The 23,514-nt window shown below is 56.4% G+C and carries 16 protein-coding genes and 4 pseudogenes; 11 read left to right on the top strand and 9 right to left on the bottom strand.

Features of this window, described 5'->3' with window-relative positions; genetic code table 11:
- Positions 1-235 precede the first annotated feature (235 nt).
- Positions 236-1,420, top strand: coding sequence for an orc1/cdc6 family replication initiation protein (locus ABNG04_RS08455; protein WP_371161718.1), 1,185 nt, complete (start codon positions 236-238; stop codon positions 1,418-1,420).
- A gap of 400 nt (positions 1,421-1,820) precedes the next feature.
- Here ABNG04_RS08455 and ABNG04_RS08450 read toward each other — a convergent pair whose 3' ends face one another.
- Positions 1,821-5,879: a DUF4350 domain-containing protein gene (locus ABNG04_RS08450; RefSeq protein WP_371161716.1), complete on the bottom strand. Its 4,059-nt coding sequence runs from the start codon at positions 5,877-5,879 to the stop codon at positions 1,821-1,823.
- Between the two features lie 594 nt (positions 5,880-6,473).
- On the opposite strand from ABNG04_RS08450, the pseudogene ABNG04_RS08445 reads away from it, so the two are divergent.
- Positions 6,474-6,725: pseudogene (locus tag ABNG04_RS08445) on the top strand (transposase); the annotation flags it as partial.
- Here ABNG04_RS08445 and ABNG04_RS08440 read toward each other — a convergent pair.
- The 3 genes from ABNG04_RS08440 to ABNG04_RS08430 form a co-directional block, all read right to left on the bottom strand.
- Positions 6,607-6,945, bottom strand: coding sequence for a DUF2334 domain-containing protein (locus ABNG04_RS08440; RefSeq protein WP_371161715.1), 339 nt, complete (start codon positions 6,943-6,945; stop codon positions 6,607-6,609). The pseudogene ABNG04_RS08445 and the gene ABNG04_RS08440 sit on opposite strands and share 119 nt — an antisense overlap.
- Positions 6,946-7,118: 173 nt before the next feature.
- The gene (locus ABNG04_RS08435; protein ID WP_371161713.1) at positions 7,119-8,144 is read right to left on the bottom strand and encodes a glycosyltransferase family 2 protein; all 1,026 of its coding nucleotides are present in this window, start codon (positions 8,142-8,144) and stop codon (positions 7,119-7,121) included.
- A gap of 75 nt (positions 8,145-8,219) precedes the next feature.
- On the bottom strand, positions 8,220-8,717 hold the full coding sequence (locus tag ABNG04_RS08430; protein ID WP_371161711.1) for a hypothetical protein: 498 nt from the start codon (positions 8,715-8,717) through the stop codon (positions 8,220-8,222).
- Between the two features lie 677 nt (positions 8,718-9,394).
- Here ABNG04_RS08430 and ABNG04_RS08425 point away from each other — a divergent pair.
- Positions 9,395-10,411: a glycoside hydrolase family 26 protein gene (locus tag ABNG04_RS08425; protein ID WP_371161709.1), complete on the top strand. Its 1,017-nt coding sequence runs from the start codon at positions 9,395-9,397 to the stop codon at positions 10,409-10,411.
- A gap of 138 nt (positions 10,412-10,549) precedes the next feature.
- On the opposite strand, the gene ABNG04_RS08420 is transcribed toward ABNG04_RS08425, so the two are convergent.
- The gene (locus tag ABNG04_RS08420; RefSeq protein ID WP_371161707.1) at positions 10,550-11,563 is read right to left on the bottom strand and encodes a CARDB domain-containing protein; all 1,014 of its coding nucleotides are present in this window, start codon (positions 11,561-11,563) and stop codon (positions 10,550-10,552) included.
- A 436-nt stretch (positions 11,564-11,999) separates the two neighbouring features.
- Here ABNG04_RS08420 and ABNG04_RS08415 point away from each other — a divergent pair, with 436 nt between their 5' ends.
- The 3 genes from ABNG04_RS08415 (at position 12,000) to ABNG04_RS08405 (ending at position 15,268) form a co-directional block, all read left to right on the top strand.
- Entirely contained in the window at positions 12,000-12,704 is a 705-nt protein-coding gene (locus ABNG04_RS08415; RefSeq protein WP_371161965.1) for a hypothetical protein, read from the top strand.
- Between the two features lie 612 nt (positions 12,705-13,316).
- Positions 13,317-15,014 carry a sugar-transfer associated ATP-grasp domain-containing protein gene (locus ABNG04_RS08410; protein ID WP_371161705.1) on the top strand — a complete coding sequence of 566 codons (1,698 nt, stop codon included), beginning with the start codon at positions 13,317-13,319 and terminating at the stop codon, positions 15,012-15,014.
- Positions 15,014-15,268, top strand: coding sequence for a hypothetical protein (locus ABNG04_RS08405; protein ID WP_371161704.1), 255 nt, complete (start codon positions 15,014-15,016; stop codon positions 15,266-15,268). Before ABNG04_RS08410 ends, ABNG04_RS08405 begins: the two co-directional genes overlap by 1 nt.
- A gap of 241 nt (positions 15,269-15,509) precedes the next feature.
- Here the strand turns inward: ABNG04_RS08405 and ABNG04_RS08400 are convergent, their stop codons facing one another.
- A complete protein-coding gene (locus ABNG04_RS08400; protein ID WP_371161702.1) occupies positions 15,510-16,853 on the bottom strand; it encodes an alkaline phosphatase family protein in 1,344 nt (447 codons plus the stop codon).
- A 415-nt stretch (positions 16,854-17,268) separates the two neighbouring features.
- On the opposite strand from ABNG04_RS08400, the gene ABNG04_RS08395 reads away from it, so the two are divergent.
- The gene (locus ABNG04_RS08395; protein WP_371161700.1) at positions 17,269-17,448 is read left to right on the top strand and encodes a DUF8015 family protein; all 180 of its coding nucleotides are present in this window, start codon (positions 17,269-17,271) and stop codon (positions 17,446-17,448) included.
- 348 nt (positions 17,449-17,796) lie between these two features.
- Here the strand turns inward: ABNG04_RS08395 and ABNG04_RS08390 are convergent, their stop codons facing one another.
- The gene (locus tag ABNG04_RS08390; protein ID WP_371161698.1) at positions 17,797-18,081 is read right to left on the bottom strand and encodes an AbrB/MazE/SpoVT family DNA-binding domain-containing protein; all 285 of its coding nucleotides are present in this window, start codon (positions 18,079-18,081) and stop codon (positions 17,797-17,799) included.
- An 81-nt stretch (positions 18,082-18,162) separates the two neighbouring features.
- Here ABNG04_RS08390 and ABNG04_RS08385 point away from each other — a divergent pair.
- The 3 pseudogenes from ABNG04_RS08385 to ABNG04_RS08375 all read left to right on the top strand — a co-directional run.
- Positions 18,163-18,320 (top strand): annotated as a pseudogene (locus tag ABNG04_RS08385) (phosphoadenosine phosphosulfate reductase family protein); the annotation flags it as partial.
- Between the two features lie 1,677 nt (positions 18,321-19,997).
- Positions 19,998-20,549, top strand: a pseudogene (locus tag ABNG04_RS08380) (zinc ribbon domain-containing protein); the annotation flags it as partial.
- A gap of 57 nt (positions 20,550-20,606) precedes the next feature.
- A pseudogene (locus ABNG04_RS08375) lies at positions 20,607-20,777 on the top strand (DUF8137 family protein); the annotation flags it as partial.
- Between the two features lie 147 nt (positions 20,778-20,924).
- On the opposite strand, the gene ABNG04_RS08370 reads toward ABNG04_RS08375, so the two are convergent.
- Together ABNG04_RS08370 and ABNG04_RS08365 are read right to left on the bottom strand one after the other, a co-directional pair.
- Entirely contained in the window at positions 20,925-21,407 is a 483-nt protein-coding gene (locus ABNG04_RS08370) for a toxin-antitoxin system TumE family protein (RefSeq protein WP_371161694.1), read from the bottom strand.
- Positions 21,408-21,410: 3 nt separating this feature from the next.
- The gene (locus ABNG04_RS08365; RefSeq protein ID WP_371161692.1) at positions 21,411-22,001 is read right to left on the bottom strand and encodes a DUF7342 family protein; all 591 of its coding nucleotides are present in this window, start codon (positions 21,999-22,001) and stop codon (positions 21,411-21,413) included.
- Between the two features lie 208 nt (positions 22,002-22,209).
- On the opposite strand from ABNG04_RS08365, the gene ABNG04_RS08360 reads away from it, so the two are divergent.
- Positions 22,210-23,466: an RNA-guided endonuclease InsQ/TnpB family protein gene (locus ABNG04_RS08360; RefSeq protein ID WP_371161690.1), complete on the top strand. Its 1,257-nt coding sequence runs from the start codon at positions 22,210-22,212 to the stop codon at positions 23,464-23,466.
- The last annotated feature ends 48 nt before the right edge of the window (positions 23,467-23,514 follow it).

Here is a 23,514-nt window from a genome sequence, read left to right as displayed (position 1 = left end):
ATAGCGGAGATTCCGTCGGGGAACAAACGCCTCTATTCACCTAACCGGGTCAATCATTGCCACGAAACAACAGGGCTATCGACAGAGTCCACAAAGCACAGTTGCGAGCCACTGAGATGCGAGCCTCTATGGTATAAACAGCGGAAGCGGTGGGGGTCTAGATTATATAAACGGGCGACGGCATAAGAAACAACGGAACTGATGGCTTTATATTTATACAACTAAAATCGCTGTTATGGGCGACTTTTCGTTCACGCCAAATGACTCCATCTTCGAGAACCGGGAAGCGCTCCTCGAAGAGTGGACCCCGGACAGCCTTGTTGGGCGTGACAGAGAGCTGACCCGGTATCACGCCGCCCTCCAGCCGGTCATCAACAACGAGACTCCTTCGAACGTGTTTCTCTACGGCAAAAGTGGCGTGGGCAAAACCGCAGCCACCAGATACCTCCTCCGCACGCTTGAACGGGATGCGACTGAGGTACCAGAGCTCGCGCTCACCACGATCGAGATCAACTGTGACGGCCTCAACACCTCCTATCAAGTTGCTGTGAAGCTGGTTAATGAACTTCGCGAGCCGGGACGGCAGATATCCAACACGGGGTACCCGCAGGCGAGCGTTTATGAGTTCCTCTTCGACGAACTCGACAGGCGCAAGGGGACAGTCCTCATCGTGCTTGACGAAGTCGACCACATCGGAGACGATTCGCTGTTGTACAAGCTGTCACGCGCTCGCTCGAACGGTGATATTAGTGATGCGAAGCTTGGCATCATCGGGATCTCAAACGATTTAGACTTCCGGACGCAGCTGTCCTCAAAGGTCCAGTCCTCACTCTGTGAGAAGGAAGTCTCTTTCAGCGCGTACGATGCCGATGAACTCCGACTTGTGCTTGAACAACGCGAACGAGTCGCGTTCCAAGACAGTGTTCTTGAGGACGGAGTGATCGCAATGTGTGCGGCCTACGGGGCGAAAGATTCCGGTGACGCACGAAAAGCGCTTGACCTGCTCCTAGAAGCCGGCGACGTCGCTCGGGAGAGCGCGTCTGCCGTCGTAACTGAGGCACACGTCCGGACGGCCCGCGAGCGCGTTCAGACGGATCAGGTTGTCGAAGGCATTCAAAATTACTCGCAGCACGGCCAACTCGTGTTATACGCGCTGACGCGGCTCCACGAGCGTGGCGAGACGCCAGTTCGGACACGGGAAGTCGTCAAGTCATACCAGACCGTGGCGCGCTCGGAAGGGGTGAGTCCGGTCTCAGAGCGATCCGTTCGTGACTATCTTGGCGAACTGGCACAGCTGGGGATCACCGAGGTGACAGAGTATAATCGGGGGAAAGGCGGTGGCAAATATAATGAGCATGAGCTCGCACAATCTGTTTCAGCGGTTCGAAGCGGGTTGTCGACACTGTTGGAGTCGGCATGAACTGTTCGGCGTAATTGCTGGACGGGGAGGATGTCACGCTGTGCTAACAGCGGAAGCGGTGGGGTGGGTGTCTCTGGGGTATCGTTCAGCAATTCGTGAGAAGCGTCAGCAGACAGGCTTCAGGCACCTCCATTGGGAAACACCGGTCAGGACTTCGCAACGCGATTGTTAACGAGCGCGATTTGTCGGTTCGCCTGTGGGTATGACTCAGGAGTTCGGGTGGACAAAGCGGTAGAGAGATCGGAACGACAGTGGATCAACCCGGATCAGTTAACCTGAAAATACGCCTGGGAAGGGTGGTCCCCAAGCCGGAAGCGCTGACAGCGCTACGAACTCACTCTGTCAATGAGCCAAAACGTGGAATCGCTCGCAATACGAGACCACGTGTCGCTGCGTTGTCTCAGGACGTGAGTGCTGGCAGGAGCGCGTCACCACCGAGAGGATCGACGACATCCACGTCGGCCGTCGTGTTCACGCTGCGAGTTGTGCCAAGGCCATCACGAGTGTCGAAGAGTGCCGGGAACGTCGCAGTATTATAGTTGCTCGTCACCGGGACGAACTCTTGGCCGGTGTTACTCTTCGAATCGGTCACTTGATCGTCGTTGAACCGGAAGCTGGCGTTGAGCGCGCTGGCGATCTCGTTGTGGTTGGCCGTTGCGTCGAAGTTATTGAAGTCGGATTGGTCATGGAGTATCACGACGCCGCCGTTGGCTGCGAACTCCGCGAGTGCGTCGCGTTCGCTTTGTGTGTACCCCTCGCTCGGAGAAGTAATCACAACGGCATCAGCACTGCTGAGATTGGCCGTGACGTTTGTGGTCGCTTCATAGGTGTATCCGTTCGCTTCCGCGTACGACGCAAACTCCTGGAAGTCGTCGCCACCGTTGGGAGCGACCGTGTAGAACTGTCCGTGGCCCTCGTCGTGAACGATGGTGCCAGACCCGCCGAGCAGCTCGTCGTAGATGTTCAACATGACTTCCTCATTACCGTACGAGAAGTTGGTGTCAGAAGCCACGAACGGGCCGGTGACACCGACGACAGACCCATCCACGGCGACGACCGGAATGTCCGTCTCGGCCGGGTACGAGACGGCATCGCCGTTGCCGTCTGTATCCGAATTGGTGGCGGTCGATTCCGCCGAGACAGCGACAACGGAGTCGTCAGTGAGCGGCTCACCGTTCGCGTTGAGCAGGCTCGACACCGAATCGAGCATCACCGGCCCGACATCACTCGGCTGTGTGGGCGTTGTGTTTTCAGCGGTGAACGGCGTGAACAGGTCAGCGTACGCGTCAGTGACGTTGCCGGTGGTGAAGACGGCCGGATCGTCAGTCAGCGAATTGGCTTCGTCGGTGACCGTCTCGTTAGTGAAGCCGACGTTCGCATTCAGCTCGGTCAACACCGGCTCAAAGTTCGAGACGGCGTCTTGGTCGGCAGCGCTGCCGAGGAGTATAACCGCACCACCAGCATCAGCGAACGCAGCGACAGTGGCTCGCTCAGCGGCGGTCAACTCAGTTGTCGGCGCTGAGATGATGAGCGCGCGCGCCGCCGGCGTTCCATCTTCACTGAGCAGGTCCGGCCCGGCTTCAGTTGTGAGGTTGGTGCTCGCTTCAAACCCAATGAACGATTCGTTGCCGGGAGATTGGCCTTCGAGATATCGCTGGTAGTACGCAGCGTCTTCCGCAGAGACGGCCGCGTCACTCGCGAACTGGCCGTGTCCATTGTCGATGACAACAGGCCCGCTGTCAGCGTCGCTCACGGCGGCGATCGTGTTCGTGAGGAACGGGTAGTTTCCGTATGCAGCAACACCGGGCCCGCCTTCGCCTGCCTCGAAGCCCTCTTCGATCAACGGAGCGCCGACAACAGCGACGTTCGCTGCCGTATCAACAGCAACGAGTGGCTCCCCACTTTCCGCGGAGACCGCGACCTCGCCACCACTGACCGCGACTGGCTCCGGCATAAACACGTCACTGAATTCACTGTCTCCGGTTTCGGGCGTCGCAGCCGGATCAGAGAGCTCCCAGATGCCGTCGTTGTTGGCGCGTGCGGTCTGTTCAAGCTCCCAGTAGCTGTCGTGTTGGTCGAAGCCGGAGTCGTACACCCGAGCCCAGCCGTCTTCGATAACCTCCTCGTTGTAGACGCTGCCATCAGCGAGTTCGATAAATCCGAGCAGGCGGCCGAAGTTGCCACGCAGGCCCTCGTTCTCGTCGAAGCGGAGCGTGACCGTTTCACCCGCAAGCTGCTCCTGTGCGTACGCGGTCGCGTTATCGCCCGCCGTTTTCAGCGCCGGCCCGTCATCGATACCCTCGTACTCTTGGAGCCGTTCATCGGTGCTACCCGTTTCAGGGGTGTCGATTCCAACAATGCGGACCGTCTCAACGGTGCCACTGGCAAACTCGACGTCGACGGTGTCACCGTCCGCCACGCCAACGACGTCGACGGTGTAGGTCTCGTTGACATTGAGGTCCACACCGAGTCCGTTGCGATCCGCAAAGAGCGTCGGGAACGCCTCAGTGTTGTAGTTCTCGGTCACCGGGACGAACTGTGCGCCGGTGTTGTTTTCGGGATCGACTACCTGATCGTCGTTGAACCGGAAGCTGGCGTTGAGCGCGCTGGCGATCTCGTTGTGGTTGGCCGTTGCGTCGAAGTTATTGAAGTCGGATTGGTCATGGAGTATCACGACGCCGCCGTTGGCTGCGAACTCAGCGAGTGCGTCGCGTTCGCTTCGTGAGAAGGCGTCGCTCGGAGAGGTGATCACAACGGCATCGGCACTGCTGAGGTTCGCCGTGATATCTGAGGTTGCCTTGTAGGTGTAGCCGTTCGATTCCGCGTATGAGGCAAACGTCTGGAAGTCATCACCGCCATTGGCCGCAAGTGAGTAGAACTGCCCGTGGCCCTCATCGTGAACGATGGTGCCGGACCCGCCGAGCAGTTCGTCGTAGATGTTCAACATGACCTCCTCGTTCCCGTACGAGAAGTCGGTGTCTGAGGCCACGAACGGGCCGGTAACACCGACAACAGAGCCGTCAATGGCGACGACCGGAATGTCCGTCTCGGCCGGGTACGAGACGGCATCGCCGTTACCGTCTTCATCCGCATTGGTGGCGGTCGGCTCTGCCGAGACGGCGATGATCGAGTCATTCGCGAGCGGCTCACTGTTCGCGTTGAGCAGACTCGACACCGAATCGAGCATCACCGGCGCTGCGTCTGCGTCGGGGTCGTCTGGTTCAGCCGGCGCGCTGATAGTCGCTGACGCCTGCGCGAGGACGCCAGCGGCGGTGTCGTCTGAGACCGTCTCACCGGGAGCGTACTGACTAGAAAGCCGATCTGTCGGGATGACGTGGGCGGTGTGTTCACCGGAGAGTCCACCGCCATCCGCAACGCTGACTGTGACATCGTCACCGTTGAGGTCGCTTGCGGCAACGGACGTCACGCCGGCAACGACCAGCTCACCGTTTGCCTCGTATGTGACAACGACTGCGCTGTTGACGTTGGCGGAGACGTTTTTGACGGTCACATCCTGGCTTGTGGTAGTGACCTGATCACGGAACTCGAGACTCGCTGTCGGTTCGACACCGAGTGTCGTCGCACGCGTTTGCGGGTCATACGACGGCGTGATAATCGCACGGTCACGCGAGGAGTCGCCCCCGTTGAACACCCAGTACGCGTCGAACGCGCCAACCGAGTCACTCGCAGTCAGCGGTTGACCGAAATCGGCGCGAAACGCAACAATCGACGACGTATCAACGTTAATCAGGTCCGCTTCAAGCGTCCGAGAGTCACCGGCTTCAGCGCTGTCGATCGCGAAGTTCGAGCTGACAAAGTTCCACCCGGGCTCGATTGGTGCGGTGCCCGGCCGTGGTACCGTATCGATGAACGTATAGCCGAGTCGAGCGGCATCAGTTGTCCCGGACACGTACAACCCGTTCTGGAGGGCGGTGACATCATCGAACTCATTGTCGATGACTGTACCGTACGTCTGTGTCGTCGGGTCCCATCGGTTGATCGCACCGATATCCTCGGCTGAAAGGGTGGCCGGTTGGGGCACCGAGACGAGGTTAAACCCCGCATCGAGATCACGGACCTCATGGACAGTCTCAACGGTTGCCGGAGCCGTTACCGTGTACTCTTGAACGCTCACCGTGGCTGTGCCCGGGTCGACGCCAAGAGTTGTCGGATCAATCATCGTTGCGGCGCTGCCGTTTGAAACCGCCGCCGTCGCCACCGGTTCACCGCCGATGGTGAAGGTGATCGTGTCCGGCTGGCCAGTGATGTTGGTTGCTGTCACTGTAATCGTGCCGGGGTCACTCACCGTCCCGATGAATTGCGCGTCAATCGTTGTTTCACCGACGACGATCTCGTCACTGCTGGATCCGTCTTGGGCAGCGACACCCCCAACGGCCACAACGGAAGCGAGCAGTGCCACTACCAGCAGAATCGTGCCGGTTTGCTTCCCCGCTATCATGCGAGTAGGGGCGATGTGAGCGTTTTGAGGGAACGCACAACGGAGTGGGGAAGCAGTCCATTGTCGGCGGGCTGTAGCCACGAACGCAACACGGGCATGTCGATAATCGACATGTAGATTTAGTTAAACTGTTTTAATTTATAACTTTTGAAACGAGGGATAAGGAGGCGAACATACCCAAACAACAAGATCAAAGATACAACACCGATATATAGAGATATGAACATGAACGCTCGGGATGGCTGGGACGGCCAATTCAGTATCGACAAATGAGTCCCTACCGGACAGGACGCCGAAAAGATGTTGCGATGAGAGGGCCCGATGGCAACAAGGCCACCAGCTTTTGCGGGGGATTGGCTCTGTTGAAATTCTATTCTTCAGACATATCGTTGTCTGAAACAGCCGGTCGCTAAGGAGTTCGAAGTGACCGGCACCTTTGAATATCGACATACTAATATTGTCGATCCAACTCCACGTTTTGTTCCCTCCGACACAACGGTACTGCTCCGCTTAATCTGTCGCTGGATTGAACCTGGCGCCATCGGCGACAAGCCCGTCCATATCTGAGAGGATACAACGACGTGTGAAAACGCGTCTATTGATCTGGAACCGCCGGGTGATGAAGTTGCTGGTGTTGACCTCGGGATTTGTAACTTCGCCACCGTCTCGTTCGGCGGCGAATCGGTGTTGTATCCCGGTGGCTCACTCAAAGAAGACGAATACTATTTCACGAAACAGAAAGCCAAGTGCGACGATTCCTCGTCTCGTGTGGCCACCCGACTTGACCGGACGGGGAGAGGTCGTTGGACGCACTTTTTACACGCACTCTCGAAAGCAATCGTAGACCGCCGAACTCACTTTGGCCACCAAAGTCAGTTTTCGCCTCGTGAGTATAGCCGTGTAGGCTAACATCGAAGAGGCCTGGATGCGCCGTCGACGTGTTGCGAACGTACTCACAAAACGCATCGGCTTCGTCTAATGGCGTCCCCCTCGACGGGATCACACCATGCGTCACTGGCACCTGCTCACCGATGAAAATCTCGTTTACAGCCTTGAGCGCGTCCATCGCGTATCCCGGAGCCGGATCGTCGTTGCGCATAATGACGATTAGGTCGTACGTCCCTGGCTCAAGGCGATACGGTTCGGCGGAGGGTGTATCCTCGTCGCTTCCATCCGATAATCCTAGGCAGCCACACGAACTCGAAGCCACCGCCGAAGCCAGGAGTACACGTCGTGTTATTACCATTCTTCCTCCCGACCGCGAAGGACCTTCCACGCCGAAATAGCGAGGTTTGTATCGAGGACATACTTATAGCCCACGAAGAACAGTGGAGCGTACCCGAGTAACCTGATATTGAGATCATCCATCGCGACCGGAACCCACAGCAGCAATGCCGTCAATAACAGGAAGAATAGGGAGGTCGCGAGCACGTAGCCGGTGGGCCCAAACACGAGCATCCAAAAGACCGCCGCGATAAGCATAATACTCACGAGCGGTATCAAGACCGTTGAGAGCAGTCTCACGGGGATCACGAATCCGTGGAGAAATCCATACGCGGGCTTCAAACAGACATCACGGTGCTTGAGGAGCGTCTCCACGTTGCCACCGAACCATCGCCGACGCTGCCGCCAGAAGGACCTCCAGTCAGTCGGTACGTATGTGCTCACCTTAGCGGGACTGTGGCGGGTCTTCCAGCCATCCCGAAGAATCTTCACAGTAATGTCGAAATCCTCTGTCTGAGTGTCCGGATCGAATCCCCAGACCCCATCGATCGCCTCGCGGCGAAACGCTGCAAGACACCCTAGCAACACTGGCACCACGTCGAAGAGGGAGTACACCCGGCGAAATGCCTGGATACTGAATGCGTACTCGAGCGCTTGCATTTTCGCCAGGTGGGAATTGTCATTCTCAACGTACACCGATCCGGCCAGACCGCCGACGTTGGGATCGGCTTGAAACTGTCCGACTAATGTGTCGATGGCGTCGGGGGCGACCAGACTATCGGCGTCTATCGAGACGATGACCTCGCCTGTGGCAAAGCAAAGTCCCATATTCAGTGCGGCGTGCTTCCCACCATTCTCTCGCTGAATTACATGTACGCGCTCGCTACCGTGAGTGGTAGCTCGCTCGTAGGTCCGGTCCTCGCTCCCATCATCAATTACGATCACCTCAAGACAATCCTCCGGATACGTTGACGCCAGTACGGCATCAATACACTGCCCAATCGAATCCTCCTCGTTGTAGGCCGGGATGAGGACGCTCACATAGGGAAATGGTTCAGAAGCCGGAGGGACCGATGGCTCTTGGTGATACTGATACACAGCAAGCGGCATGATCACCTAGGTCTGTAGCGTGAACAGAAACAACGCAGTGACGAAGACGACCGATAAAACGGGGACCCAGCCAAAGAGGGCCGCGATAGGTCCGGCCACAGCCACCCCAAATATCATCAATCCCCAGCAAGGAATTCGATCACGTTTTCGAAATCGTCCTGTTTTCTCAATGTATCCGATCACTCCACCGAGTCCCAAGGCAAGAAGAACGATCCACGGAAACAGCTCTCGGGTAAACCGGACCGGCTGGTCGAGGAGTACAAGACTTCCCAGAAGCAGAACCCCTCCGAGCACGAGCCACCGTGGCACCGGCACGCGCCACGCAAGAAAACGAAACAGGCGACGCGGCCACGCACGGATGGTCAATATTATACCGTTCACAATCAGGCTCAACAAGGTACAGAGTGCGAGTAAACGCCAAGGTAGTAATAGGGTTCCAACCCAGAATCCAGCCACGAGAGTTGTGAGTGCGGCAAGTGTCTGTAAGTCCAGCGTACCGCTCATGTCTAATTTGAGTCGGTCCGCGTCCGATCAGACAGTTTACCACAGCTACCGCAAATGCGAACTGATCCGACTTGTGGCATAGGCTCGAGTGATGTTATCTGTTCGTCACATTTTGGGCATTGCTCGCCCGGTTCGATTGTCAAGTTGAACCCGTCAGCTGTCACGTACCCGCATGGCCGATGCTCACGGACGACAGCCATCACATCCACGGAATCGTCACACTCCTCGCAGGTACCCGGCATCCCTGGATTGACATATTCTGTCAGTTCCCATATTTTTCCGTCAGGCAGTACCCAGAGCAGTCGGCCAGAGAGCTGCCTCGATATCTCAATCCCTCCTGAATCGTCGTATCGCGCTATATTGTCCAACGGTTGAGTCATAGTGGCGAGTCATTCAGATCGATATTAGTAAAGAACTTCTTAATATTCTATACGTTATAAATCTTGAAGCGCAGACAGTTAGTCTACTAATACTGTCCGATTAGAGAGATTATAACGAACACTGATTCGTCCCACCGGTGAGTTATGCAACGCCGTCGGATGATCGCCCTCACTGGGGCAGCGACAGCTGCAACGATCGGCGGGTACCAAACTTTTGCTTCGCTCTCTGAATCACCAGCTAATACGTCGCCCGATCGAAACCAGTCGGATCACGGACCAGCAGATACCGACGACCTCGTGCCAGAGGAATCGTACGAATCACGAGAGGGCGACATATTGACCGGCATCACGCCAGGGGTACTCGATCGTCCCGGACGCGAGGCTCTCGATACATGGCTCGGCATGGATCACGTCGTTGAGGTGAGCTTCGTCGATGTAGGGATGACCCACAGCGGAATTATCTATTACATGGAGCAGATACTTGATCAGATCTGGGAGCGACGGAGAATTCCGATGGTGATGTTCCAACCCGTGATCAAGGAAGATGGCGAGACCTCTTCGGAGATCAATCGTCACATCGCTAATGGCGAACACGACGAGTTACTCGAAAGCTGGGCCGACAAATTTGCGGCATGGATCTATGCTGAGGAGTACCCGAGGCGGGTATACATCAACTTAGCTCCCGAATTTAATGGCGACTGGAGCCCTTGGAGTCCAGCCGTTGGCGACACTGACGAGACTGATTTTGTGGAGATGTGGCGGCGCATCCACGATATATTCAGCGACACCGGGCTTGACAGCGAACACATCCAATGGGTGTGGTCGATGGATACGTCTACGCGCGGCGTTGACGTCTCAGCATGTTACCCGGGAGATGACTACGTCGATTGGGCCGGCATTCATGGCTACAATTGGTACGGGTGGGGGGGTTGGATGTCACCGGCAGAGAGCTATGATGGTGTGCTCGAGACTGTCCGATCGATCACGGATCGGCCCATCGCATTCACCGAATTTTCCACCTCAGCGCAGGTTGAGGACGGGTTCGACCCCGAACAAAAGACAGAGTGGATTAACGACGTATACGCGTATTTTCTGGAGGAGAACGTTCGCATGGCATGCTGGTATAACGACGAACCTGATGTAGACTGGGCAATCTTTGGCGGCGAACACGGGGTCGAGACTGTCACTGTCGAGGGAACCGAGTATCGGGTGTACCCAGCGTATCGAGAGGTTATGAACGAATCGGGGCTGCTCGGGGCGCACCCTTCGCATCCACAAGTTCTGACTACCGAGGAATTTCAGGGAACATTTTGATCTCGACGACCAGAGTCCCACATGTATTTTCCGTAGTATAGGATTGGGTAATCTTAGATCACCCACCAATGGTGGTGCGCCCACGGTCGGTATCTAGGCAAGGGTAAAAAACGAGTGATAAGTAGGTATCGCTCGCTGTCAGTCGCGCTTTCGTCTCACGCCAAGAACGAACAGAAGCAACGCAAGCAGTGACGCAACGTAGCCGAAGCCGGGCGTTGAGTTGTTGGTCCCGTCTGAACCGCCACCAATGGTCAACGTGGCGGTCTGACTGTCGTTCTCGGTGAATACGCCGTGTTCGTACTCGTCCGTTTCGAGATTCAGCGTCTCAATATCGGCAAACTCAACGGTTGTGGTCTCGCCGGGCGCGAGGAGAACGCTCTGGTTGGCCATGACGGCTCCACCAATGCGGTACTCGACAGATTGTGTGCCCTCAGTGTCACCGACGTTCTCGATCGTTGCGGTGACTGTGAGCGCGTCGCCGGCCGAAATCGTGACGTCCTGCGGGTCTAACTCGGAGACGACGAACGACGGCGCGCCGGTGTCGCTGTCACCACCAGAGCCGTCGCCGCCGTCAGCTCCGCCGCCATCGGAGCCGTCACCACCGTCTGACCCGCCACCGTCTGACCCGCCGCCATCAGACCCGCCACCGTCTGACCCGCCACCGGAGCCACTGCCGCCAGCCCCGTCACCGCCGTCGGTCCCACCGTCCCCATCGCCCGGAGGCCCGTCGAACGTCTCGTCGGAGAATGTCAAGTTTAGTTCGATGACCCCGCTCTGACCGCTCAGTTCGTACGGACTGCCAACTGCTTCAGGACCGTCCGGGCTCGCTATCCGAAAGTGAATCTCATCACCGGCAGCGGAGTTCACGGTGAGTTTGTCATCGAAGGCGCCAGGTCCACCGTACTGCCCCGCTTCACTGATCGTCATCCTGTCTTCGACGCTCCCGTTGACGACTGCGTACACTTCTGTACCTGCCGGTGCGGGAGTGTCTGCGTTGTCTGTGATCTGACCGTAAAAATTGACGGGCTCTCCGGGCGCGCTCTCCTGTGCGCTGACGACACCAGCACCAACACTACCAGAACAGAGCACCAGCGTTGTGATCAGTAGTACACCAAGTTTTTTCGACGCGTCATGAATGCGTGTAGAAGCCATGACAAGTTCTCGGTAATATGTTACGTATCGCTGTCATATGAGTATTTTGTTGTGTTGATCTGTTGTGAACTAAACACGCGTTGGCTCTCCTATAGAGCGGCATGAAACACTCTACAGTTGTCTGTAGACTCGCCCGCAGACGCGAGTGAGCAGCCAGAGACTGTCTGGGGAGCCGGCCCGTCGTAGTTCCTCAGAGAACCTGAGACGCTTTGTTTCAGCGAGGTAGATTATCGAGATCAGAGCTCTTCGGTTGAATGACGCTGAGGTCTTGGGGGACAGCAAGAGCCTATATTTGTCTCGCGGTGAGAAGTACTGACATCCCCTGATGAAAGCGTATCCGTCACCGCCGCAGCTCGACGACGCCCCTGAAGCGTTGCTGTCGCGCGGACACCTCTGGCTCCGTGAGCACGTTGTCGGGCCGCAGGTGCGATTTACGATGGAGCCGTCTGGGCTGTTGATCTTTGGAGACCGAGAGCAGGTCTTCGACGATGTCCCTCCGGAATACCGGCATACCCTTCGACACATTCGAGCGGAGTTCGACCGCGACGCGTTTCACAGCGCTGTCGAGGACCCGTCAACGTACGTCTTCTTCGGCGTGGCACCGTGTCACGTCGGTGTTGCGTACGACTGGGAGCGACTGCCGCCGTTTCTTGGCCATGCCATCTGGAACGAAGCCAACGAGCGATTCATCCCTAGTGACAGGGCCGACAAAGTGTTTGAGGGCCTCAATCTCACGCCAGTGAACACGTTTCAAAAAGAGGTGAACGTCCGTGATTTCTCTCCCGAGCAGTTTGAGATGCCTGATTCGGCGTGGTATGACGGCCCGGCCGCAGGGGTTCGGATTGAGAACCGCAGTGGTGGGAGCGCACTCTTGACCGAGTTCGCTGTTGGTGAACAACCGACTGAGCAACTCGCTCACGATGAGCCGTCAGCGGTTGCCAGCGAACTCGTGACCGACACACGGGTCAACCGAGCTGTCGAAGCTGTTGAAGCGGCAGGAAACACAGTCACGACTGCCGAAGTACAGACACGTATCTTCGAGATGATCGTCAGAGAGGAGTACGTCCGTCTTGACCAGAGTGGCATCGACGTAGAGACGCTGCGGTCCGCAGTCGGGTCGGTTGTCGCTCAGCGGCTCTGACGACGTGGTGAACTCAGAGGATGGGTTTTGGAATCTGTGAGTCAACCGGTGACAGCAGTTGGTTTAATCGACGAAACCATATGATGACAGTCACTAAGACATATAGATTATACAACGGGCTTTTGTCCAAGTGATATTTGAGATTCAATAACGATGTCCTCGACAGAAGAGACATGTACTCATTGCGGGGAACCGGGCGGTGAAGAGCAGACACTCGTATTCGAACAAGAATCAAATCCAAGAGAAATGGCGTTGTGTCTCTGTAGTGCCTGTGTTGACTCAATTGCCTCGGAGCCAAAAGTTCGAAAACAAGCGTAGACACGCTGTACCCTCATTTGTTCACACTGCTTAGCAACCAGCTGTGTCAGCGGAATATGGAACAACTGCGTCAGCGGAACATAAATTTGAGAACAAGTACTTGCTGAACTCAGTGAAGACGGTAAGCTCCTCATATTGAGTGTATGGAAGGATTACTTTAAGCTGTTAGATGGCGTCATAACAACAAATAATGTATAGTACATGGACTCAACCCAACTGGTCTTTTGCTGGCTTATCATCTGAGGGTGGGGGCATTAACGAAGCCGTACCGTCGAATCTATTCGGGGAGAACAGATGGATCTGAATCTTAAACAGCAGCTTCCAAGCTTGGTGCTACTGTTCGGATTAGCAGTTGTTGCTGTGTTTCTACGGAGCAACGCAGCGTTGTTCGTTCCAGTCGCCGAAGATCTTGACTTTGCTTTCCGGTTGATGGTTGCTGGAACGGTCATTGCCATCCTCCGGAATGAAATTGGAATGAGTACGTTTGGTGTCTTCGGCCCCGTTATTCTCGCATTTTCGTGGGTGCTTATCGGCCCGTTTTGGGGCTTTCTCGTTATCGGGTATATTTTTATTCTCACCACACTCGCCCGCATTGCGATTAGTGACCTGAACCTTGGAACGCCACATCGTGTGGCGTCGCTGCTTGTCGTCGCAGCGATTGGCTTGTTCGTGATCGAGGCTGCTGGGCAACTCCAAGACATCCCGTCACTTCAGGCGGTCATCCTGTTCCCGGTTGTGTTGACGACGTGGTACGCTGAGCGGTTTGTCGGGAGCCTCACGGAAACAGGGTGGGTACCCGCGACGCGGCGGCTTGCGGCGACGCTTGTTGGAATCACTGCTGCGTTTCTCATCATCACCTTTGAACCGCTCATCAGGCTCGTCATTCACTCACCGGAGCTGTGGGTCGCACTCGTTGCGCTCAATATTGCGCTTGGAACCGTCACAGACATCCGGCTTGGCGAATACCTCCGATTCAGAGAGCTACGACGGTCGCTTGGCAGCGAAAACACCGGTGATATCCTGACGATGCGAGTCAGGAACCGAGAGTTCATTCACAAATACAATCCGTCACCGATTATGAGTCAGTTCAACAAGGGAGACATGAAAAAAACGCTCCACGGGCTTTCAATTCCGACAACGGCGACGTATCTCATCGCACAGGATGAATCCGATTTCGATGAGCTGCGGACGCTGATGAAGACCAAAGAGAAGTTTGTTATCAAGCCGCTTGATGGGTATGGCGGCCGCGACATCCTGCTTGTTCGTGGGCAAGACGACGCGACAGATGCGTTTCTCACGAACCGTGGACGGCTGACAGCTGATGAGGTTGTGGCTCATGCTCGAAATATCTGTGTTGGTGGTGTCGGTGACTACGGTGCTCGGCGAGAGGCGCTTGTCGAGGGGTTCATCACACCTGATGGAATGCTTGCGGATCGGACAACAGGTGGGGTGCCCGACCTTCGCGTCATCACGCTTCAGGGGTTCCCTGTGATGTCGATGGTTCGGCTTCCCACCGAAGAGTCAAACGGAACAGCCAACATTCATACCGGTGCGATCGCCGTCGCGATCGATATTGTAACCGGTGAAGCCTCGGGTGGCTACCACCAGACGCGCGATGCGTTCGTCGACTCACATCCCGACACCGGGGCTGATCTTGAATTCGCTATTCCAGACTGGGAGGCCGTCCTCACGATGGCCTCGCGCGCGGCGATCGCCAGCGGGCTTGGGTTCGCTGGTGTCGACATTGTGTTTGACGAGCACAATGGCCCATTGGTGCTGGAGGTGAATCGACGTCCCGGCCTAGGCATTCAAAATGCGAATATGGACGGGTTGCTCCGGCGGCTTCGCTACGTCGAGACACACAGCGAGCCCGGCCAGTTCCACTCGGCGGCCGACCGTGTCCAGCAGGCGCAACAATGGGCGAGCCAGGACTGGAAAGCAATTAGCCAGCCGCCCGCAGAGAGCGACAGTCGTCACGAGGTGAAGGCCTAATGTCCTCGATAGATGCCGACGACAAACCATGGCCGTACACACGATTGACGGCCGCGTTAATGTTCAGTATCCTGTTGTTGGTCCCGATCGTCCTTGCGGGATTGCCGGGCCTCAACAGAAATGCGATCACAGGGCTGCTCACCCGTGAAGAAGTGATTTTGCTATTCTTCATTTTGACACCGGTCGTGTTCACGGCGTTTGCCGCTTATCGTGTTGTACAGTTCTATGCGGATGGCGAGTCTGACTCAACCTAGGGGCCGCAAACGCGCGGCGCTGGGCGATTGGGCACGTCGTGGGTTCCAAATAGACGGGTCTCGTCGGGGTGGAACAGCTTGTGTTCACAGATGCTACAAGCTGAGATGGGAGGCATTCTCGTGGGTATACGCGACCACGCGTTCCACATCGGCGGCGAGTAGCGACTGACCCACGGCATGGCTCAGTCGCTCACGTAGAGTTATCGTGAGAGCAGTGTCTCTAGGCAGGCGTGAGAGATAGTCACCCGAGCAGGCTCGCGCCGTCGAACTCGGCGTCAGCGTCGACGTCAAGCAGATCCAGAATCGTTGGCGTCACGTCAAAGAGGTTTGCGTCGCGCAGGTCGAAGTCGGGTTCTGTGGTGTACAACAGCGAGTTCTCGAACTTGTGCATCCCGTTGCGCGGCCCCTCAGTGAACACCGCCTCCTTGCCTGAGAACCCGGACTTCAGATCAAAGCCGTCGGCAGGAATGACAACGAGATCGGGCGCGATGTCGTCGTGTGCGCCATCGAAGGCATCTTCCCCTTTCACGATCCGGCGACACACTTGGCGGCCGTCTGGACCGGTGAGCGATTCGAGGTCGTCGATGAGCTCGTCGCGTGTCGATTCATACTCGTCTTCGGGGACGACGCCCTTGGGTTCACGTCCCTCCAAATTGAGATAGAAGCGCCCGGGGATGAGCGAGTATGCTTGGGTGTCGTCGTCGATGTCGGTCAGTGAGTCGTGGTCGTCGGTGCCGTACGAGAGCCACCCCTCATCGGCGAGGAACTGGTTACAGTTCACCTCCCACTCCAAGTGGGTGAAGCCGTGATCCGAGGCGACGACCAGCGTGGTGTTCTCATCGAGTGAGTCGCGAATCTCGCCGATGTACTCGTCGAGCGTGCGGTAGAACTCGAGGAACTCCTGTTTGTACTCGCCGTCGGTCGCGTAATCGCCGAACAGGAAGTGGTTCACCCGATCGGTGCTCATGAACACCCCGAAGAAGAGATCCCAATCGTCCTCAGCGAGGTAATGTGAGAACGCCTCGTACCGCGCGTCGAGCGTCGCGTGTGCGTTCTCGATGAACTCGGTCTTGTCGTCGTCGTGACCGAGCTTGGCGTTCACATCAATTTGGTAGTCAAAGCCATCGAGCGTCTCGCGCAGTGACTCATCGCTGGTGGCCGACTCAAGATCTGGTGAGAGAAAGCCGGAGGCCATGCGCTGGATCCGCGTCGAGGGTGGGAACGTGACTGGAACGTTGAGGACGGTCGCGTCCCGGCCCGCGTCGGTGACGCGGTCCCATAACCGAGTCGCCCTCACGTGTTGTCCGAGGGGAACATACGTCTCATACGAGCCGACTTCACGATCCTGAAAGCCATAGACGCCCGTCTCGCCCGGATTGACGCCCGTGGTGAGGCTCGGCCAGCACGCGCTCGATTCGGGCGGGACAATGCTTTCCAGACGACCGCCAGAGCCGGTCTCTCTGATCTCGGTCAGGTTCTCGAAGACCTCGGGGTGGTCTTCGACGAGATTGAGTGGTACGCCGTCGATGCCGAGAAACACAACACGGTTGTCGTCGTCACCGCGAAGCCGGTCGAACAAACCCATACCAGTCGTTTCGCCTACAGTTTATTTATACGCGGGGATCGCGGCTCGTTTGTGGTAACTTCTAAGCGACTAAACTACTATATAAATCTTTGTTTTAAGATTTGGATGTATTCTGATCAAACGCGGGAGTATCAGGGTACGCTCTCCGCAGGCCCGTGCTGAGATGTAATTACATGTAATTAGTTATTTGTGGGTGGCGTCATGATAACGCATTGATGACTGTGGAGGCGAGGAGATCGGGGCGGCAAGTGGTTCTCAAAGCGCGGGGCGGCTCTGCCGAGCGCAGGCCGTGTGGCGTCCACGGGGTGTGGGTCACACAGTGGGGTCGGCTGGCGGGGAGGAATGGCGATGTCGGGGAATCGGTTCACCAGCGCACATGGGTTTCCCATGGACAGGGGACAGCGGGGTGACCCCAATGGTGGAACCCGACATCGCCTACCCGGACGCAGTTTTGACATCGATCCCGCTCACGCTTCTTACGGCGCACATTGTTGGCACAGCGTTTGAGGCGTACACCATCGCGATGGCAGGCGCGCTCGTCGTCTGTTGTCTGCTCATGCTCGATACGCTCTTTTGGCACGCGCCTGTTGAGTGAGTTGTCTGTAGTCGGGCTCACGACCGTCAAGATAGTATTAACTGCGCCGGTGAAGTTCCGCGAACACTAGGCGAAAAAATCGGAACTCACTGTGATACCGTCACCAGCGATCGCAGGGTCGTCACATGTGAAGTGACAGCGATAGCTGATCGCGAGGTCGTGCTTCAAGGCGACCATGTTGAGACCACCATCTTGTAGAATTGTTCGTAGGTGCTGGGACAGTCGTTGATCACGGCAAATTCTTCAAGTCGCTCATTAGCCCACGGTGGACGGCCTCTGCGCGGGCTCTGTTTTTGGACGTCACTCTACTCCAGTGAATTGAACTATTCGCGTTTTGCGCGTTCGTTCTCAATTGTTGTTGCTTTCGATTGCTCCGCTTCGAGTCGTCTCTCTGTGCTGTTCGGCAAGAGGATCGTTTCCCTTCTCAAATGGCATCGTTTGTCTTTGTTCAGACGACGTTTCTGCGATGAGTTGCTCCATCCGTTCGATAATCAGCTCAGGATCTAATTCTGGCTCGATAATAGCTCTCCCGTCTTCTTCGTGGATATGTACTTCTGTGCCAGGGGTGAGACCAAGACGCTCTCGCACTCCCTCCGGAAGGGCGACGCGTCCGTTTGCGTCCACTTTAGTCATATTCCTACTTGCTGTGCCAACGGTATACGTTTTCAGGACGCGTTTGCGCGCAGAACATGATAAGCACAATCCAAAAGCCATACCAGTTATTCCATTAACCAAGTCGCCAAGGAGTACGGCTACGAGAAGCCCACCTCCATGTTCATCGACCAGTTCCAGCATTCTGATTCCATCATAGATTTCGTTGAACACTGTCTGACGAATGGGATATTGAGCTGGTGTGCGCACGCAATGAGGATTGTCACTAGGGTTGCTGAGCACACTAAGAGAGTAATTGTCGACGACGGTTCTAGTTAGACCCGTAGTTAGAGGGAGTCCATAGACAAGTAGAGGGTATTATCGAAAACCGCTAGACGGGGATGGTTAGAGGGAGTAAGATGCCGACTGATAAGAAGAATAAGAAGCACGAGACTGGATACCCTACCGACTGTGTGAGAAGTGAGCCCCTCCAGCGCGGAGGCCAGTAGATCCACCGGGTGGCCAGCCACTCTTGATTCGGTGTCTCTTTTCGCTCGACGTCTTGTGTACCCCCTGTGATGAGATCCGCCACGGACGACCGGACACGCAAACTGGCCAAGACAACTCAAACACCGCTTGATCGCTTCTCGCTGAATTGCCCTACACGCAATACACTGTGATCTGATATATCGGCTCGGTGTTGACGTAACTGCGAGACGAATTCGATCAACACACGCAGTCACCGATAATCCAACAGTATCCTCACGTCGCTAATCTACCCAGTTGTTGTCATACCCGATCACCTGTCGTTGGTGGGTCCACCGGGGGGAGTTACCGTGTTGGCTCCGCCTGCTTGTGACACAATCAGTTGCGACAGCACTTCCTTCCGTTAGGACCGTCTTCTGCTTCTTATCAGTCGGCCGTCCACCCCCACTAACTCGCAGACGGAACGCTGATCGATCTGTCATGGAGCGCTTTGGTGTTCACCCACAGTTACCCCCCTCTCACCCCCGTCTAACTCCGAGAGCAACTCCAATAGAACGACCCATACCGGTAGCATCTCGATCGGCGTGCCTCTCTCACTGTCTGGAGCACTCACACCTGTTTGTCAGCATGTCACTTCTCAAAGTGTTTAAAATCGTCACGAGAATCACCCAAGGAGCGCTGTCGATCTCGGCCCGGACAAACACAATCGCTGATCAGCGGTAGCGTATGTTATCTAGTTTTTTTGAGAAGAGATCTCACTGTGGGAGTTCGTTCTTGACATCGACTCGACCGGGAGGCTCACCGAGACACACACCATGCCGACGGCTTCAGCCACGGAAATCGACAGGAGCCCGAGCGTCCTTACTCGCCGGACAGAGCCGCAAACACCGCTTCGCGAGCGGGCGGTAGATATCGAAGCCGCAGCCCCCTGAGTGGGCCTGAAGCGGTTGGGGTACGGCCCTGTTGGGTTCGGTACTGCTTGGCGAAGGCAACCCACCCAAGCGGGTGAGGTGGTTGTGCGGCGTACTGTCTACCGTATGCGACCATTTCTGGAAGCCCCTCGTGGTAGTGTAGTGTAGTGTAGTGTAGTGTTGCGTCCGGGTCAGAAATCGTGTAGGTCTCTCGAAAGCCGGTCATGAACGCGTCACGGTTAGGCGAGCACACAGCAGTTGTCGCTGCTGGCCACCGGACATCGCGAAACTCGGCGCCGTCTTGGACAACCACGGTCGCTGTTTCACGCCCGGTTGCGAGATGGACTGGCCGGGCAGGCACAGCCAGTGGGCGGAGCGTGGCACGGGCCGTCTCCCGGCTGATTGCTGTTGTGGTCCCATCTGGATGGTGGATGGTTGCCCCCGTGTCTGTCGCCGTGACGCGACGACACTGGCTCGCAAGCGTGTCGAGTGAATCGGTTAACTGCCCGCGTATCAGACAGGTACCGTCAATAAGACACCGGAGTTCGTTTGTTGGTGTTACTCTTGGAAGAAGGACGATACAGTAGTGACCGAATCCGACACCTGTATGACCGGCGCACGAAGCGACGTGACCACGCTCAAGATGCGCTCGCTCGTGACCTCATCGAACGCCTGTACGAGGATGGCGTTTCGACGGTGTACGTCGGGGCGCTGACGGACGTGCTTGACACGCACTGGTCGGTAGAGACAAACGCGAAGACACACAATTTCTGGGCGTTCAGAGCGTTCGTGAACCGACTGGCGTGTACCGCCGCAGAATACGGCATCTCGGTGGAAGTGCGGTCTGAGGCGTGGACAAGTCAGGAGTGTCCGAACTGCGGTTCGACTGAGAATACGACGCGCCACCGCGACACGCTGACGTGTTCGTGTGGCTTTGAGGGACACGCAGACCTCTCCGCGTCAGAGACGTTCTTGAGACGGCAGACGACGGTAACACGGTCGATGGCACGGCCTGTATGCCTCAAGTGTGACGACCATTCATGATCAGAGTCACCACGCTCAGTTCCCAACGAGGAGCATACGAACCCGCAAGTTGCCTCCGTGGGTCGGTAAGCGATACCCCCACAGCGCGAGGAAACCTCGCCGTTCACGGCGAGGAGGATGTCATAGACGGACGATTACTGGCCAGAGATGCCGCAGTACGACGACTGGCACGAGGAGTTCGACGACACGTTCGAGTTAGACGACACGGTCGAACAGCGCATCCGTGACCTCGTCAAAGAGGCCGGCTTCGACGCCACCCTGCCAAATGATTGGACGTTCCGGGATCTCGGTATCTGAGCAGAATCGGGAAGAAAGCCTTGGGTTCAGCGCGGTAAGGATGTCAACGTAGTTGGGAACCTACAGGGACTCTCGGGGTCGTACGGAAGACTTCGTCTTCCGTGATGACGAGACGCTTGCGTCTCGAACCACTTGACCCCGAGACAGTTACGGCAGATTTTGGCCAGTATTGAGCGGGTCGTACGAATCCATGTGGTAGGCGACCCGCCAGAGTTTGAGGATGGCGCGAGTGACCAATACTTCGGGAGTCTGTTTGATACAGGATTCTTCGACCTCATCTGGTTTTGAGCTCGCAGTCGGCGGCGGATGATAGTGTTCGAGCTCCCTGACGTTGAAATAGCCGTCCGCATGTGGATGCTTTCCCCACCGAAGATTCACCGCTTCTGTGTCAGTATAATGGAACTTGTAGTCGGCCTGTGTGGTCCACTGGACGTCCATCCGTGCCGCGTCGGCCGTACACAGTCCATCGTCGAGCGCAACTTCGAGGACAGATGGATGAAGGTAGTCATCGAGTTCAGCTGTCGCAAGCGGCTCCATTTCCTCGATAACGTCACGAATCGTGAGTAGTGCCGGACGGTCTGTCGCTCCACGGAGCGTATGCTGTTCGTGTTGGTTTGAAGCGTTCACCATCGCTCAGGCCGGGACGTTCTCGTCAGTCGAGCGACGGTCATCGTCGACAAACTGCTCGGCGGTATCGATCGAGAGGGCCGCATTTGCGAACGCGAGGTTCCGACGGAGCGTCTTCCACTCACGAACCCGCTCGGGATCGATCTCTGCTTGTGGATCTCCGGACTCGGCGAGCGCCTGATTCGTTTGGCTGACGGCTAACTCTTCAGGGGACTCGACACCGAATTCAGCCTGATAGTCTGTGAGCTGCTCGCGCATGTCCTGAATCCGTGCGACGAGTTCGTCAGTCGAAACGTGCTCCAAGATGTCGGACGCCTGTTCCACGACTAGTGATTCAGGCGAGCGACGATACTGCGTACTACCGTGCTCGCCGGGTGTCGTCTCGACGAACCCCTCGTCAGCGAGTGCGTTCAGATGCTTTCGAGCGGTCTTCGGAGCGGTCCGCGCATTGTCAGCGACCGTATCAGCCGACAGTGGGCTGTACGTGTGGCTAATGACATGCCGAATGCGCTCGTATGGCGTCGTGTTAGACTCCCAGTCTGTCCCGACTGCCTCGTTGATATCTGTAAACGTAGCTGGTGGGTGTCGGTCGCTCATGGAGGCACTGACAGGCTAGCGGAACATAGTACTTTGGTATAGTACTATATTCTTTTATAGAAAGCAAGGAGAATACCCGCGCCTTTAGCTGCGGGATGAATCTGACACTCTGACCGATAATCCACAGAGAAAGCCCTTGTTGGATATTCCACGCCCGGTCGTTGGTTTTAAGACTTATCGTTTTATAATGTATTATGAACACAGTACGATGCTGGAAACGACCCGCACCTACGTCGCACGCATCACGAACCACCAACAGGTTCGTGACGACCTCGACCAATGTGGGTTCTCCGCATCCAAACTGTGGAACGTCGGACGCTACTACATCCAAGACCAGTGGGATGAAACGGGTGAGATACCTGACGAAGCCGAATTGAAATCGGAGCTGAAAGACCACGAACGCTATAGTGACCTCCATTCTCAGTCAAGTCAGCGAGTTCTCGAAGAACTTGCTGAAGCGTTCACCGGCTGGTACAACTCCAACGACGGCAACAACCCACCGGGCTACCGGAAACGTGGCGACAACCACCCACGCTCCACCGTCACGTGGAAAAAGCGAGCCATCAAACACGACGACAAGCACGGCCAACTTCGCCTCTCGAAAGGCTTCAACCTGAAAGAGTCACGGTCTGACTTCATACTCACAGAGTACGAAACTCGGCCCGACGTAGAAGTCGAGAACATCCAGCAGGTGCGTGCCGTCTGGAACGGCGACGAGTGGGAACTACACCTCGTCTGTAAGAAAGAAATTCCAGTCGAAGACGCACCGGGTGACAACACAGCGGGTATCGACCTCGGTATCAGCAACTATCTCGCTATCGACTACGAAGACGGCGCGAGTGAACTGTATCCGGGGAACGTGGTGAAAGAAGACAAGCACTACTTCACCCGTGAGGAGTACCAGACCGAAGGTGAGAACGGGCCGTCGAAGCGTGTACGGAAGGCTCGACAGAAACTCTCCCGGCGTAAAGACCACTTCCTTCACACCCTCTCGAAACACATCGTTCAGCGGTGTGTCGAAGAAGGCGTGGGGCAGATCGCTGTTGGCGATCTCAGTGACATACGCGAGGATGAGAACGGCGACTCGCGGAACTGGGGTGCGTCGGGGAACAAGAAACTCCACGGGTGGGAGTTTGACCGTTTCGCCCGTCTCCTCGAATACAAGTCCAAGGAACACGGAATCCTCGTTGACCGGGTAGACGAGGAGAACACGAGCAAGACGTGTTCGTGTTGCGGACAGATTCGAGATAGTAACCGTGTGGAGCGCGGTCTGTACGTCTGTTCGTCGTGTGGAACGGTGATGAACGCAGACGTGAACGGTGCGGTGAACATTCGCAGAAGGATAACTCAGAGTCCCCCGACTGGGGATATGAGTAACGGCTGTTTGGCACAGCCCGGAGTCTTCCTGTTCGACCGCGAGAGCGGGTCGTTCAACACGAGAGAGCAGGGAGTCTGTAAACCCTAATATCCCAAATTTCGGGATTCCTCCGCCTTCAGGCGGAGGAGGATGTCA

The sequence above is a fragment of the Halorubrum miltondacostae genome (assembly GCF_041379815.1).
GTDB lineage: Archaea > Halobacteriota > Halobacteria > Halobacteriales > Haloferacaceae > Halorubrum > Halorubrum miltondacostae.
Note: the sequence above shows the minus strand (reverse complement) of the source record. Positions and strands in the feature narration are given on the sequence as shown.